At 65.3% G+C, this 13,651-nt stretch carries 13 protein-coding genes and 1 tRNA gene; 8 read left to right on the top strand and 6 right to left on the bottom strand.

Annotation, left to right across the window (positions count from 1 at the left end; translation table 11 throughout):
* Positions 1-15: 15 nt before the first annotated feature.
* Positions 16-1,635: a chaperonin GroEL gene (gene groL, locus ACUCV3_RS20165; RefSeq protein WP_048937989.1), complete on the top strand. Its 1,620-nt coding sequence runs from the start codon at positions 16-18 to the stop codon at positions 1,633-1,635.
* Between the two features lie 499 nt (positions 1,636-2,134).
* Here the strand turns inward: groL and ACUCV3_RS20160 are convergent, their stop codons facing one another.
* Complete coding sequence (locus ACUCV3_RS20160; RefSeq protein ID WP_029547427.1) at positions 2,135-2,647, bottom strand: outer membrane protein assembly factor BamE; 513 nt, start codon at positions 2,645-2,647, stop codon at positions 2,135-2,137.
* A 162-nt stretch (positions 2,648-2,809) separates the two neighbouring features.
* On the opposite strand from ACUCV3_RS20160, the gene ACUCV3_RS20155 reads away from it, so the two are divergent.
* The 3 genes from ACUCV3_RS20155 to dinB are packed head-to-tail and all read left to right on the top strand — an operon-like array spanning position 2,810 to position 5,025.
* Positions 2,810-3,337 (top strand): ubiquinol-cytochrome C chaperone family protein, encoded by a 528-nt coding sequence (locus ACUCV3_RS20155; RefSeq protein WP_279728123.1) that lies wholly within the window; start codon positions 2,810-2,812, stop codon positions 3,335-3,337.
* Positions 3,334-3,879 (top strand): YceD family protein, encoded by a 546-nt coding sequence (locus tag ACUCV3_RS20150; RefSeq protein WP_004209271.1) that lies wholly within the window; start codon positions 3,334-3,336, stop codon positions 3,877-3,879. The genes ACUCV3_RS20155 and ACUCV3_RS20150 overlap by 4 nt, the downstream gene beginning before the upstream one ends.
* 48 nt (positions 3,880-3,927) lie before the next feature.
* The gene (dinB, locus tag ACUCV3_RS20145; protein ID WP_169862247.1) at positions 3,928-5,025 is read left to right on the top strand and encodes a DNA polymerase IV; all 1,098 of its coding nucleotides are present in this window, start codon (positions 3,928-3,930) and stop codon (positions 5,023-5,025) included.
* A gap of 3 nt (positions 5,026-5,028) precedes the next feature.
* Here dinB and ACUCV3_RS20140 read toward each other — a convergent pair whose 3' ends face one another.
* A complete protein-coding gene (locus ACUCV3_RS20140; RefSeq protein WP_010335812.1) occupies positions 5,029-5,832 on the bottom strand; it encodes a DUF1134 domain-containing protein in 804 nt (267 codons plus the stop codon).
* Between the two features lie 231 nt (positions 5,833-6,063).
* On the opposite strand from ACUCV3_RS20140, the gene ACUCV3_RS20135 reads away from it, so the two are divergent.
* Positions 6,064-6,155: transfer RNA gene (locus ACUCV3_RS20135), tRNA-Ser, on the top strand.
* Positions 6,156-6,354: 199 nt separating this feature from the next.
* The gene (locus ACUCV3_RS20130) at positions 6,355-6,630 is read left to right on the top strand and encodes an HU family DNA-binding protein (RefSeq protein WP_017499409.1); all 276 of its coding nucleotides are present in this window, start codon (positions 6,355-6,357) and stop codon (positions 6,628-6,630) included.
* Between the two features lie 111 nt (positions 6,631-6,741).
* Here the strand turns inward: ACUCV3_RS20130 and ACUCV3_RS20125 are convergent, their stop codons facing one another.
* The gene (locus ACUCV3_RS20125; RefSeq protein WP_279728132.1) at positions 6,742-8,271 is read right to left on the bottom strand and encodes a UxaA family hydrolase; all 1,530 of its coding nucleotides are present in this window, start codon (positions 8,269-8,271) and stop codon (positions 6,742-6,744) included.
* A 46-nt stretch (positions 8,272-8,317) separates the two neighbouring features.
* Here ACUCV3_RS20125 and uxaC point away from each other — a divergent pair, with 46 nt between their 5' ends.
* Positions 8,318-9,727 (top strand): glucuronate isomerase, encoded by a 1,410-nt coding sequence (uxaC, locus tag ACUCV3_RS20120; RefSeq protein WP_279728124.1) that lies wholly within the window; start codon positions 8,318-8,320, stop codon positions 9,725-9,727.
* Positions 9,728-9,731: 4 nt separating this feature from the next.
* On the opposite strand, the gene ACUCV3_RS20115 is transcribed toward uxaC, so the two are convergent.
* Positions 9,732-10,766: a LacI family DNA-binding transcriptional regulator gene (locus tag ACUCV3_RS20115; protein ID WP_279728126.1), complete on the bottom strand. Its 1,035-nt coding sequence runs from the start codon at positions 10,764-10,766 to the stop codon at positions 9,732-9,734.
* Positions 10,767-10,857: 91 nt separating this feature from the next.
* Here ACUCV3_RS20115 and ACUCV3_RS20110 point away from each other — a divergent pair, with 91 nt between their 5' ends.
* Positions 10,858-11,409 (top strand): arsenate reductase/protein-tyrosine-phosphatase family protein, encoded by a 552-nt coding sequence (locus tag ACUCV3_RS20110; protein WP_279728127.1) that lies wholly within the window; start codon positions 10,858-10,860, stop codon positions 11,407-11,409.
* Here ACUCV3_RS20110 and ACUCV3_RS20105 read toward each other — a convergent pair.
* Both ACUCV3_RS20105 and ACUCV3_RS20100 read right to left on the bottom strand, forming a co-directional pair.
* Positions 11,378-12,586: a carboxylate--amine ligase gene (locus tag ACUCV3_RS20105; protein ID WP_279728129.1), complete on the bottom strand. Its 1,209-nt coding sequence runs from the start codon at positions 12,584-12,586 to the stop codon at positions 11,378-11,380. The two genes, ACUCV3_RS20110 and ACUCV3_RS20105, sit on opposite strands and share 32 nt — an antisense overlap.
* The gene (locus tag ACUCV3_RS20100; protein WP_279728130.1) at positions 12,583-13,563 is read right to left on the bottom strand and encodes a polysaccharide deacetylase family protein; all 981 of its coding nucleotides are present in this window, start codon (positions 13,561-13,563) and stop codon (positions 12,583-12,585) included. The genes ACUCV3_RS20105 and ACUCV3_RS20100 overlap by 4 nt, the downstream gene beginning before the upstream one ends.
* Positions 13,564-13,651 lie beyond the last annotated feature (88 nt).

The following is a 13,651-nucleotide window of genomic DNA, read 5'->3' as shown; positions in this document are numbered from 1 at the left end:
GAAAGGAGCAGGCAGATGACTGCCAAGGAAGTGAAGTTTGCGTCGGACGCGCGTGACCGCATGCTGCGGGGTGTGGATACGCTGGCCAACGCCGTGAAAGTGACGCTCGGTCCCAAGGGCCGCAATGTCGTGATCGAGAAGTCGTTCGGAGCGCCCCGCATCACCAAGGACGGCGTCACCGTCGCCAAGGAAATCGAGCTTGCCGACAAGTTCGAGAATATGGGCGCGCAGATGCTGCGCGAGGTCGCCAACAAGCAGAACGACAAGGCGGGCGACGGCACCACCACCGCCACCGTGCTCGCCCAGGCGATCGTGCGCGAGGGCTCGAAGGCTGTCGCCGCCGGCATGAACCCGATGGACGTCAAGCGCGGCATCGATCTCGCGGTGGGCGCGGTCGTCAAAGATCTGGAGAATCACGCCAAGAAGGTCGGCGCCAACAGTGAGATTGCGCAGGTCGCGACAATCTCGGCCAACGGCGACGAGGAAGTTGGTCGCATCCTCGCCGAGGCGATGGAGAAGGTCGGCAATGAGGGCGTGATCACGGTCGAGGAAGCGAAGAGCCTCGAAACAGAACTCGAGACGGTCGAGGGCATGCAGTTCGACCGCGGCTATCTGTCGCCCTACTTCATCACCAATGCCGAGAAGCTCAAGGTCGAGCTCGACGATCCCTACATCCTGATCCACGAGAAGAAGCTCTCTAACCTTCAGGCGCTCGTGCCCCTGCTCGAGAAGGTCGTCCAGTCCGGTCGGCCGCTGCTGATCATCGCCGAGGACGTCGAGGGCGAGGCGCTCGCGACGCTCGTCGTCAACAAGCTGCGCGGCGGCCTCAAGATAGCGGCGGTCAAAGCGCCCGGCTTCGGCGATCGCCGCAAGGCGATGCTCGAGGATATCGCCATCCTGACGGGCGGCAGCGTTGTCTCCGAGGACCTCGGCATCAAGCTTGAGAACATCACGATCAACATGCTGGGCCGCGCCAAGAAGGTGACGATCGACAAGGACAACACGACCATCATCGACGGTGTAGGCCAGAAGGACGATATCGATGGCCGCGTCGCGCAGCTGCGCCAGCAGATCGAGACCTCTACGTCCGACTATGACCGCGAGAAGCTGCAGGAGCGCGTGGCCAAGCTCGCCGGCGGTGTCGCGGTGATCCGCGTCGGCGGCGCCACCGAGGTCGAGGTCAAGGAGAAGAAGGACCGTGTCGACGACGCGCTCCATGCGACGCGGGCCGCGGTCGAAGAAGGCATCCTGCCGGGCGGCGGCATCGCGCTGCTCCGTGCGATCAAGGCGCTCGATGGTCTGAAGGCCGTCAATGACGACCAACAGTCCGGCATCGACATCATCCGCCGGGCGCTGCGTGCACCGGCGCGGCAGATCGCCGAGAATTCCGGCGAGGACGGCGCCTATATCGTCGGCAAGCTGCTCGAGAGTTCCGACTATAACTGGGGCTTCAATGCGGCCACCGCTGAGTATCAGGATCTCGTCCACGCAGGCGTGATCGATCCGGCCAAGGTCGTTCGCACCGCCCTTCAGGACGCAGCATCCGTTGCATCGCTCCTCATTACTACCGAGGCGCTAGTCGCCGAGGTGCCGAAGGAGGAGAAGGCCCCGCCGATGCCGGCGATGGACTATTGATTGGCGGGAGGCCCGGCGCGCCGGGCCTCCCGTTTTCTCCGATATACGCCTATACTTGAGGAGTCGAAAGCGCAGTTGCCGCGCAACTTCAAAGCAAGTCGGATTGCCGGTTTGCGCTTCGAGGAAGCGACCTGATTCCGCCTCGAAGGTGAGGCAATCATCAAGAGCGTGGGTGAGAAGCGAGACCAAATCATGGCGTCCATTCTCATCCAGCCTTTTCCACGAATTGAAAGCATGCTAATGCTGCCCTTGGCGAATTCGCAAGTCTATGATTTTATTGCGAAATCAACCGCTTAGCTGCCCAGCGATCAAGCTCTTCTGGCACCATTTTCCTTTGGTGAGGAAGGAAGCAAAAACCGCCGGAAACGGCGGTTTTTTTTGTGTCTGTCGCAGGTCGAACCGCTGTCGATCCGCTGGCCAGCTCATCCCGCCCAAACAAAAACGCCGCCCGGTCCATGATGGACAGGACGGCGCCAATGTCTTCGCAGTGCGGCCAGCCTCAGCTGCCGTTCGGGCCGCCACCCGGACCGGCGCCACCGGCCGAGCCGGCACCCATGGCACCCACGGCACCGATATTGCCGAAAATCTCGTCGAACAGGCTGCGATGGCGACCCAGCGTCGGGGTCTTGTCACCCATGGGTGAAATGTGCGCAACCTGCTCCAGGCCCATGCGATCGACCGCGACGACGTTGCCCGCCGGGTCGAACCGGACATGCAGCACGGTCTGCGACACCGGCTTGGGATTGGAGAAGGCAAGCGAGCGCATATCGCGCGACACATAATACCAATCCTGTTCGCCGAACTGGGCGACGAAGCTGGGACGGCCCAGCGTGCCTTCGACCGAGGCACGGTTGTCGATGCCGGGCTGGACGGAGTCCACCAGCAGCTTGTCGACCTGATAGCCCTGATGCGTGCGGATGCGGGTACAGCCCGATGCGCTGATCACGATCGCGCCGAGGCCCAGAGCCAGCAGGAAACGCCCGCGGCGGGACTGGCGGCTAAACTTGCGCATGGTCTTCTCCTGCGGGGACGGGCCCGCGAACCCAAGAAACAGAAAGCCGCCATTGCATCGGGCGGCCCAGCGATCAATATGGAAATGCGCAGGCCCCGGCAAGGGGCGCACGCGCCCGCGAAGCCCGCTGGCCCACATTCCATCACGAAAAGACGGCAACCCATGTCCCAATCCCGTCCTTCCTTCCTCCAGCGCCTGTTGGGCCGCGATGATCCCAAGGCGGGCCTGATGCCGCTTTATCATGCGGTGGTGGCCGAGGGACGGCAGCCGCACTGGTATCTGCAGGGCGGTGTGCCCGATACGCTGGACGGCCGGTTCGACATGATCGTCGCGATATTGGCGCAAGTGTTGATGCGGCTGGAGGCGCTGGGCGCGGCGCAGGAGAGCGTGTGGCTGACCGAGCTGTTCGTCGACGACATGGACGGCCAGCTGCGCCAGGAAGGGATTGGCGATGTTGTCGTCGGCAAGCATATCGGCCGGATGATGAGCGCGCTGGGCGGGCGACTGGCGGCCTATCGTGCGGCCTTGACGGGGGAGGGTGATCTGGAGGATGCGCTGCGCCGAAACCTGTATCGCGGTGAGGCCCCGTCGACGGACGCCCTGGCCCATGTCGAGGGCGCGCTGCGCGCGCGCTGGACAAGGCTGGCCTGCCTGACCCGCGACGCCTTGCTGGCTGGAGACCTTGGATGAGCGACATGATCGAATTTTCGCGCCCCGTGCGCGCCGACCAGCTGGGCAAGCTGGGTGACAGCCTGGTGACCATCAGCGCCGATGAGGGCGAGCGCGCCGCGCTGATGCGCCGCTTTGCGCTGCTGGCGCTCGACCGGCTGGAGGCGGATTATCGGCTGAGCGCGGAGGGCAGCACGATCCTGGCGCGCGGTCGGGTCCGCGCCGCCTTGGCCCAGCCCTGCGTCGCCACCGGCCTGCCGGTGCCCGAAACCATCGATACCGATTTCCTGCTGCGCTTCGTGCCCGAGAGTGGCGACCTGCCCGAGGGCGAGGAGCTGGAGCTGGACGCGGAGGATTGCGACACGATCGGCTATGACGGCAATGTCATCGACATGGGCGAAGCGGTGGCCGAGACGGTGGCGCTGGCGATGGAACCCTATCCGCGCGCGCCGGAGGCCGACAGCTATCTGCGCGAGGCCGGGGTGCTGACCGAGGATCAGGCCAGCCCCTTTGCCGCGCTGCTGGCCATGGCCAAGGATGAAAAGGGCAAGAAGAAGGGCTGACGCGCCCGACTGTTTCCCTTTCGTTCCCATGGTGGCATAAGGCCGGCCATGGACGCCCCGCCGCCCGCGCTGCGCAAGATCATCCATATCGACATGGACGCCTTTTATGCGTCGGTCGAACAGCGTGACGACCCGAGTCTGCGCGGCAAGGCAATTGCCGTGGGTGGTGGCGGTCCGCGCGGCGTGGTCGCCACCTGCAGCTATGAAGCGCGGAAATTCGGCGTGCGATCGGCTATGCCGGGTGCAAGAGCGCGGCGGCTATGCCCAGACCTGCTGTTCGTGAAACCGCGCTTCGAGGTCTATCGCAGCGTATCTGCCCAGATCCGCGCGATCTTTGCGCGCTTTACCGACATGATCCAGCCGCTCTCGCTCGACGAAGCCTATCTGGATGTGACGCAGAACAAGCCGGGCATCGCGTCGGCGACGCAGGTGGCGCGGGAAATCCGGCGGCTGATCCAGGAGGAAACAGGCCTCACCGCATCAGCCGGCGTGTCCTACAACAAGCTGATCGCCAAGCTGGCGTCGGACCAGAACAAGCCCGACGGGCTGTGCGTGGTGCGGCCGGCGGAAGGCGCCGACTTCATGGCGCGCATGCCGGTGCGGCGGATTCACGGTATCGGCCCGGTCACCGCCGAACGGATGCACAAATTGGGGATCGAGACCGGCGCCGATCTGCGCGATCGCGACCTGCCCTTCCTCCAGACCCATTTCGGCAGCAGCGCGCTCTTTTATTATCGCGCCGCGCGGGGTGAGGACGATCGGCCAGTGCATGAACGGCAGGAGCGCAAGTCGGTCAGCGTCGAGGACACCTTCTTCGAGGATCTTGTCGCCGAGGACGCCTTGCTGCGCGAGATCGAGCGGATAGCGGAAAGCCTGTGGGCCCGGATCGAGAAGGCGCAGGCCTATGGCCGGACCGTGGTGCTGAAGGTGAAGTTCGCCGATTTCCGCATCATCACCCGGTCGCGCAGCTTTGCCGCGCCGGTTCGATCGGTCGAACAATTGGTGGACGCTGGCTGTACGCTGCTGAAGGCGCAATTGCCGCTGCGCATGGGGGCCCGGCTGCTGGGCCTGGGCATCCATAATCTGGAAGGCGAGGGAGAAGCGGGGGAGAGCGGCGACGCGGGCGCCCAGCTCTCCCTGCTATGACCGTCAGAAGGGCAGCCAGGTCCGCTTTTCGCTGAACTTCATATAGCCGGCATTGACGCCGAGGCGATAACCGACGCCCAGGCGGATCGGGATCAGCACCACGCTGCCCCAGCGCAGATAGCTGGCGGTGAAGCCACCGACCAGATAGGCGGTGCCTTCGGCCGCCGGGAAACGGTGGTAGAGATCCTGGCTGTCATAGAGATTATAGACCAGGACGAAGGTGTTGGCGGCATTGCCGCCGACGTCGAAGCCGATCGACGGGCCGGTCCAATAGACTTCGCGCTTGCCCTCGATCTTGTGGTTGAGCGTGCCCGAACCATAGCGCAGGCCGACCACGAAGGCGCCCGACGCCTCGCGCCCGGAAATATAGGCATTGGGCTGGCCCTGATCCTTGAGGATTTTCTCGATAATGCCGGCCAGGCCCTCGGCGCCCTTGCCGAACACGCCTTCGGCCGCGCCGATCAGATCATCTTCCTGATAGGATTCGCCCGGCGCCATCGCGGCTGGCGGCGAATTGGAGGTGACCGGTGCGCCGGTGGCGGTCGCCCCGCCGGCAGCGGGCGCGGCATTATAGGTGCCGGAATCGGTCGAAGTCGCTGGCGGCGGCAGGCTGGAATCGACACCGGGATCGGTCGGCGTGCTGTTCTGGACCGGCGGCGGCGCAAGATCGGAATCGATCGCCGTGTTGGGATCGACCGTGCGAATCTGCGCGCTGGCGACCGGCGCCAGCAGAAGCCCGCCGAGTGCCGCCATCAGGGCACCCACCCGTGCGAAGCGGGCGCCCGTGCGCCCCATGCTGCCGATCATTACCCGATACTCCCCGAAGCCCGCTCTTGAAAACATCCGTCAGATTATCCGTCGCCAAGCTGAAACGACAATGAACGAACGCCCACCGGAGTCGATTCTAAGCCAGATTGAATCCGATTGTGCAAATCCGCATGAAAAATCGCACATTTGGACCGTTGCCATGGATCAAAGCCGTCGCTATAGCCCGTCGCCTAGCCACTGCCTCCCGGTTTCCGGTAGGCAAATTCGTGCGGAGACGTGGGTGAGTGGCTGAAACCAGCGGTTTGCTAAACCGTCGTAGCCTTAAGGGGCTACCGAGGGTTCGAATCCCTCCGTCTCCGCCACCTTTCCCTTGATAATGATCCGGCCGCTCAGGCCGCAACATCGGCCTTTGACCGGTCGGTTGGCATCGTCGCATGCACAAAGCGTCGAAAACGCCCCATTAACCGCACTTTTAAGCGCAATCGGACGCTTGGGGGCGATGGACCTTGGCTTTCGTGCCAGCTATGCAATGCGCGCCAACAACAAAGGAAAGTCTATTCCATGAACAACAGCGACCTCGCCGACAGCCTGGCTTCGGCCAACAACATCACCAAGGCCGATGCTCGCAAGCTGGTCGATGGCGTGTTCGCCGCGATCGCCGATGCTGCCGCGAAGGGCGAAGAAGTTTCGCTCAACGGCTTCGGCAAGTTCAAGGTCAAGGACACGCCCGCCCGCGAAGGCCGCAACCCTTCGACCGGTGCGACCATCCAGATCGCTGCCGCCAAGAAGCTGACCTTCACCCCCGCCAAGGCGGTCAAGGACAAGCTGAACGGCTGAGGAACTGGCCCGGTGCCCGCCTGATGGCGCGGCACCGGGCTTATTCTGCCGGCGTCCTCCGGTCCCGCACGGACGGATCGCCCCAACGCCCATTGATCCTTGGGCGAAAAACTAAAGGGTTACGCCGCGCTTCCAGATGCCGATGGCGCGTTCGTCATTCACCTCGTTCCGGGCCGGCGCCCCGCTGGCAATCGCGACGATATGCGCCAGCAGCGCATCGGCCGCGGCATCCATCCCTTCCTGCAGGACGCGTCCGGCGTCGAAATCGATCCAGCCCGGCTTGCGATCGGCCAGCGCGCTGTTCGACGCGATCTTGACCGTCGGCACCGGACTGCCAAGCGGCGTGCCCCGACCGGTCGAGAACAAGGTCAGGGTTGCGCCAGCCGCCGCCAGCGCCGTCGTCGACACGGCATCATTGCCGGGGCCTTCCAATATGGTGAGGCCGGTGCGGCTGATCCGGTCGCCATAGTCGATGACGTCGGTCACGGTGGCGATCCCGCCCTTCTGCACCGCGCCCAGCGATTTTTCCTCCAGCGTGGTGATGCCGCCGGCAATATTGCCGGGGCTGGGATTTTCCGACACCGGCTCGCCATGGTCGAGGAAATAGCGTTTGAAGCGATTGACCACCTGCGTCAGCCGATCGAACACCGCCTCATTCTCGGCGCGCTGCATCAACAGCGTTTCCGCGCCGAAAATCTCCGGAATTTCGGTCAGGATCGCGCTGCCTTGCGCCTGGGCCACGGCATCGGCCATGCGACCGATCAGCGGATTGGCGGTGAGCCCGCTCATCGCATCGGAGCCACCGCATTTGACCCCCAGACGTAACGCCGAAAGCGGCACATCCTGCCGCTGATCCGCGCTGGCCAGATCGATCAGTTCAGCGAGCGCCGTCATGCCGGCCTCGAACTCGTCGCTTTCACTCTGCGCGCGGACGGTGCGCAGCCGGGCACGGCGATCGGGCGGAATGCGCGACAGCAGCGCATCGAGCTGGTTGGATTCGCAGCCCAGTCCAAGCAGCAGCACCCCGCCGGCATTGGGATTGAGCGCCAGAGAGGCGAGAATCGCGGCAGTGCCGTCCAGATCGGCGCCGAGTTGCGAGCAGCCAAAGGGGTGATTGAAGGCATGGACGCCATCGATACGTCCCTCCGCCAGCGCCGCCCCCTTCATTGCGAGCCGCTCACCCAGCCGGCCGACACAACCCACGGTCGGGAGAATCCATATCTCGTTGCGCGTGCCGACACTGCCGTCGGGACGGACATAGCCGCGGAAATGCGGGACGGGTCGGTCCGTCGGGGATAGCGGCTGCGGCTGCGCGCCGGTGAAGCGATAGGCCAGTTCGCCCGAAAGCGCGGTGTGGAGATTATGGCTGTGGACATGCTCGCCCGCCAGGATCGCCCGCGTCGCTAGGCCGATCGGCGCGCGATAGCGGCGGACCGGCGCGTCGGCCGCGATATCGTGGAGCGCGAACTTGTGCCCGGCCGGGACCGGATCGCCCAACTGCACATCGGCCTTGCCGACCCGCACGGTCTGCCCTGCCTCCAGCGGGTGCAGCGCGACGGCGACATCATCTTCGGGTGCGACCTGAAGGGCCAGCAGCGGGGCGTTTTCGGCAAGGATCGACATGGGTTTGGAATAGGCCATTGCCAGCGTTGGCACAAGGCGGTAACCGGCGGACAAGGAGATCGCCATGCATCCGCTTACCCTGTCGCCCGACCGCCTGTTTCCCGCCGATCCCACGACCCGTTCGATCGCCCGCGCGCTCTATGCCGAAGTCGCCAACCTGCCGATCATCAGCCCGCATGGCCATACCGACCCGGCCTGGTTCGCCACCAATGCCCCCTGGTCCAACGCGACCGAACTGCTGCTGGCGCCCGACCATTATCTGTTCCGCATGCTCTATTCGCAGGGCATCGCGCTGGACGATCTGGGCGTGCCGCATCGTGGCGGCCTGCCCGATACCGATCCGCGCGCGGCATGGCGCCTGTTCGCCAGCCATTATCATCTGTTCCGGGGCACCCCGTCGAGCATGTGGCTGGAGCATGTCTTTGCCGAAGTGTTCGGGCTGGACGTGGCGCTGGACGCACAGAGCGCCGACCAGGTCTATGATGCGATCAACGCGGCGCTCGCCACCGACGCCTTCCGTCCGCGCGCGCTGTTCGAACGCTTCAATATCGAATTGCTGGCAACGACCGAAGGCGCGGACGACGATCTGCGCCATCATCAGGCGATCCGGGAATCCGGCTGGCAGGGGCGGGTGGTCACCACCTATCGCCCGGATTCGGTGATCGACCCCGAGCATGAGGAATTTCGCGACGCGCTGGTCCGCTTCGGCAACATGACCGGCGAGGATGTGGAAAGCTGGCAAGGCTATCTGGCCGCCCATGCCAAGCGCCGCGCCGATTTCCGCGCCATGGGCGCGACCGCGACCGACCATGGCTTTGCGACGCCGCGCACCGCCAACCTGTCGACCGTGGAGTGCGAGGCGCTGTTCGCGAAGATCGTCGGCGGCACGGCCGATGCCGACGATGCCGAACTGTTCCGCGCCCAGATGCTGACCGAAATGGCCAAGATGAGCCAGGCGGACGGCATGGTGATGCAGATCCATCCCGGTTCCTGCCGCAACCATAATGCCGCGCTGTTCCACAGCCATGGTCGCGACAAGGGCGCCGACATCCCGATGCGCACCGACTATGTCGGTGCCCTCAAGCCGATGCTGGACGTGGTCGGCAACGACGCCAATCTGACCATCATCCTCTTCACTCTGGACGAGACCACCTATGCCCGCGAACTGGCGCCGCTGGCGGGCCATTATCCCTGCCTGCGGCTGGGCCCGGCCTGGTGGTTCCATGACAGCCCGGAAGGGATGCGCCGCTTCCGCGAGATGACGACGGAGACCGCCGGATTCTACAATACGGTCGGGTTCAACGACGACACCCGCGCCTTCCTGTCGATTCCGGCGCGGCATGATGTCGCCCGTCGTATCGATTGCGCCTTCCTGGCACGACTGGTCGCCGAACATCGGCTGGCCGACTGGGAAGCGGCCAAGCTGGCGCAGGAACTGACCGTGGGCCTGGTGCGCCGCGCCTATCGGCTCTGATCGGTCAGGCGGGGGCGGGACCGCTCGATTCCGCCTCCACCAGGCGCAGCGGCGGGGGCCGTTCGGCGGTCACGGCTTGCCCCTCGATCCGGTCGATCAGCTGCTGGGTCGCGATCCGCGCCATGTCGCCAAAGGGGCGCCAGATGGTGGTGAGCGCCGGCGACACGACATGCGACAGCAGGCTGCCGTCGAAGCCGACGACGGACAGCGACTGCGGAACGGCAATGCCCTTGATCCCGGCGCATTTGAGGACGCCGGCAGCCATGACGTCATTGGCCGCGAAGATCGCCGTGGGCGTGGTCGGCAGCGACAGGAAGCGCTCGGCGGCGGCAAGGCCCGACTGGAAGCCATAATCGCCCTCGGCCTCGTCCAGCAAAGTGACACCGGCGGCGGCCAGCGCCTCGACAAAGCCAGCCCGGCGCTCCTGCGCGGAAATGGCGTTGGCCGGGCCGCCGACCATCGCGATGCGGCGATGGCCAAGTTCCAGCAGATAGTGCGCCACCTGTGCGGCCGCCTCGCGCTCGGGCGACAGGATCACATCGGCATAGCCGGTGATCGGCAGGGCCGACAGGGCAACGGCGGGGATATGCTCGCGCGCCAGCGCTTCGGGCAGGCCGGCAATGCCCGATACCGGCGGCAGCACCACCAGACCATCGGTGCGTGAGCGACGGACGAATTGCAGCACATCCTCGACCGAGGCGGCGGCATCCATCGGCGTGGGATGGACCACCAGTTCATAACCGCGCCGGCCCGCTTCGCCGACGATGCCGCGCTGCACGGCGTCGAGCACCAGCGCATTGCGGTCATTATGGACCATGCCGATCAGGAAGGAGCGGCCCATGGCGAAGGCGCGGGCGCGCATGGAAGGACGGAAGTTGAGCGCTGCAATCGCCTTCTGGACGCGCTCGCGGGTTTCCGCATTGACCTTGGGCGACTGGTTGAGAACCCGTGATACCGTTCGGATCGAGACGCCCACCGCAGCGGCGACATCGGCAATGGTGGAATCGCTTCCCTGCGGACTGTCCTTTGTTGATCGCATCTTTGCGGCTAGCCACAGGGGGAGGGAAATCGCAACCTGTTTGGGCTAAGGCCCTTTCAATGGATTCCCTGCTCCCCATCGGCACCGTCGCATGATCAACGCGCGGTTCGGCACATTTCGCGGTCTGGTGCGCCTGGCCCTGTCCTATCCGCAGCTCGCGCTGGGGCAATCGGCCACGCTGCGCCCCGACCCGGCCGAGGTGCGTCGGCTGGTCTTCGTCTGCCAGGGCAATATCTGTCGCAGCGCCTTTGCCGATGTGGTGGCCGGCAAGGCCGGCGCCCGCACGGCCTCCTTCGGCCTGTCGACCACCACCGGGCGACCGGCGCATGATCCGGCAATTGCAGCGGCGCAGGCCCTGGGCCATGACCTGTCCGCCCACAAGGCGCTCGACAGGACGGACTATCAGCCGCAGCCGGGCGACCTGCTGCTGGCGATGGAAGTGCGGCAACTGCATCGACTGGCTGCCGATCCGCGCCTGTCACACCTGCCGCGTCAGTTGCTCGGCACATGGACACAGCCGATGATGCCGCATCTGCACGATCCCTATGGCCTGGACGATCGCTACATGGCGCATTGCCTGCAGCGGATCGAGCAGGCGGTGGCGGCGCTGATCAGGACTTATCCCGGCGCAACGCCTTCCTGACGATCTGCCCCAGATCGCGCAGCAACGGCCGCGGATCGCTGAAACTGAAGACATAATAGCGCATGCGCGGGTCGAGGAAGCCGAGCAGATAGGTGGCAAGGTCGCGCCATGGGCTGGCGCGGAAGAAGGGATCGGCAATCTTTCCGCCCATCAGCAATCGCAGCAGGCGCTTGGTTTCCGGCACCATGTAGCGGGCGCGCAGCGTATCACGGGGCAGGGGCGCCGCATCCGTTTCACCCAGCACCGCCCGGCGATAGGCTTCCCAGGCGAAATGGGCATGGCAATGGCCGGCCAGCGGCAGGCTGCCCCAGAAACGGCCGTTCACCTCCATCAGCCAATAATGATCGCTGCCTGCATCATAGCGATATTCGACCATGGCCGGCCCCTGCCAGCCGAGCGCCCGCAGCAATTGTTCGGACAATGCCATCTGTTGCCCATGGCGGTCGCGCGGTTCGGCACGGCACAGGGTCGATACGCCCCCTTCGGGCGGCCATTCGTGCAGGCGGCGATGCTGGAAATGCAGGGTCGCATCACCATCGGCCATGAACAGCATCTGTCCCAGGCCCACGCCGCTGCAATATTGCTGGATCATCGGCCAGATACCGACCGGACGATAGCGGGCGAGCAGCGCCTGCAACGCATCCGGCGTCCGCACATATTCCGCCTTGATCCATTCCAGCCCGGCCCGCTCAAGCAGCGGCATAACCGCCGGCGGGTTGGCCCATTTGGCGACCAGCGGATAGGGCATGGATGCGGCATGGGCCTGGAAATCGTCGCCCGCCATCGGCTGCCAGGTTCGCGGTATCAACAGGCCCTGCGCTGCCGCGGCCGCCAGGGTGCGACGCTTGTCGATCACCTGGTTGAGCGCTTCGGCGCGCGGGACCAATATATGGCAATCGCCGATCAGCGGCGGCAGCAGCGCCAGATCGAGCAGATCGGTCTCCGAAATGGCGAAGACGGCGCGGGCGCCGGTCCGGGCGATCAGGTCGGGCAGCCAATCGGCCGCCGGGCCTGACGGCCGATCGGTGCTGTCCGTGCAGTAGCGCGATGCCGCCGCGATGCCGGTTGCCGGCCCGACGCCATGGACCCGCACGCCATGGCGGCCAAGTTCCCGGACGATGGTTAGGCTGATCGCATTTTCCAGGCCGATGACGATCGCGCAGGACAGGCGGCTCACGCAGGCACCAGCCGATGTTCGTAGCGCCATGTCGCCCAGGCCTGTTGCGCGATGCGCAAGCCGGTGCGCAGCCGGTTGGGCGGCACGCGGGTCAGCGCGCGCGCGGGGGCATCGGCCAGGGTCGAGGAAAGATCGTGAAAGCCGGCAGAACGCATGCCCGGCGTCGCTGCTGCGGTCCGGCACAATTGCTCGAACCGGCGCATCACCGTGCGGTTCGGGCGCATCCGGTCGCGCGAGAGCATTTCGAAACTATGGGTGACGATGACGAAGGCATCATGACCTTCCTGCGCGGCGTGGCGCATGCCGGCGCGCATTTCGGCGGCCGACATGGCGCAGATCTGTGCCGGGCGGAAATGGCCGGGGCGATCGGCGATCCCCGACACGGGGAGTTCGACCAGCCCCTGGGCGCGAACCGCGCCGATCTGGCCGGCGTCCATGCTGATGCCGCATCCCTGGCCGAGATAGGCCGGATTGACGCTGCTGTCCCAGCCGACGCCGATCGCCGCCAGCGCCCGCAGCGTATCGTCATTGGCGCCGAAATTGCCGGCCCGGAACGCGCTGATCCGCGGGGCGCCCGCCTGTTCCAGCAGGTCGCGACCAAGGCCGAGGAGGGTGATCTGGTCGGCAAGGCTGAAATCGCCGATATTGCGGCCCTGTCGCGCTTCGACCGGCGAGTGCGTGGCCCAGGCCAGCCATTCGCTGTGCAGATGGAGCTGCACTTCATGCCCACGCCCGACGATGGCCGCAACGATGGGCTGGAGGAAGGCAGGACCGTGGATCAACGCCGGCAGGGGATCGAGGAAGAAGACGCCCTTGAGGCCATGGCGGTCCATCAGATCCATCTGCCAACCGATGCCGAAAGCACCGGCCGCCGTCTCGCCCCAGATCGACTGGCGCAGATTCTGCTCAAGACCAACGCCGCGCTGGTGCAGCGCTGCGGACAATTCGGTGTCGATGGTGATGAGCAGCGCAGTCATGATCAGTCCGATCCGGAATGGGGACGATGATAGACGGCAGACGTTAAGGAGCCGTGATGTTTCTGACCCATGTATGGATCATTACGGC

It is taken from the genome of Sphingobium sp. VMM (assembly GCF_056790315.1).
Note: the sequence above shows the minus strand (reverse complement) of the source record. Positions and strands in the feature narration are given on the sequence as shown.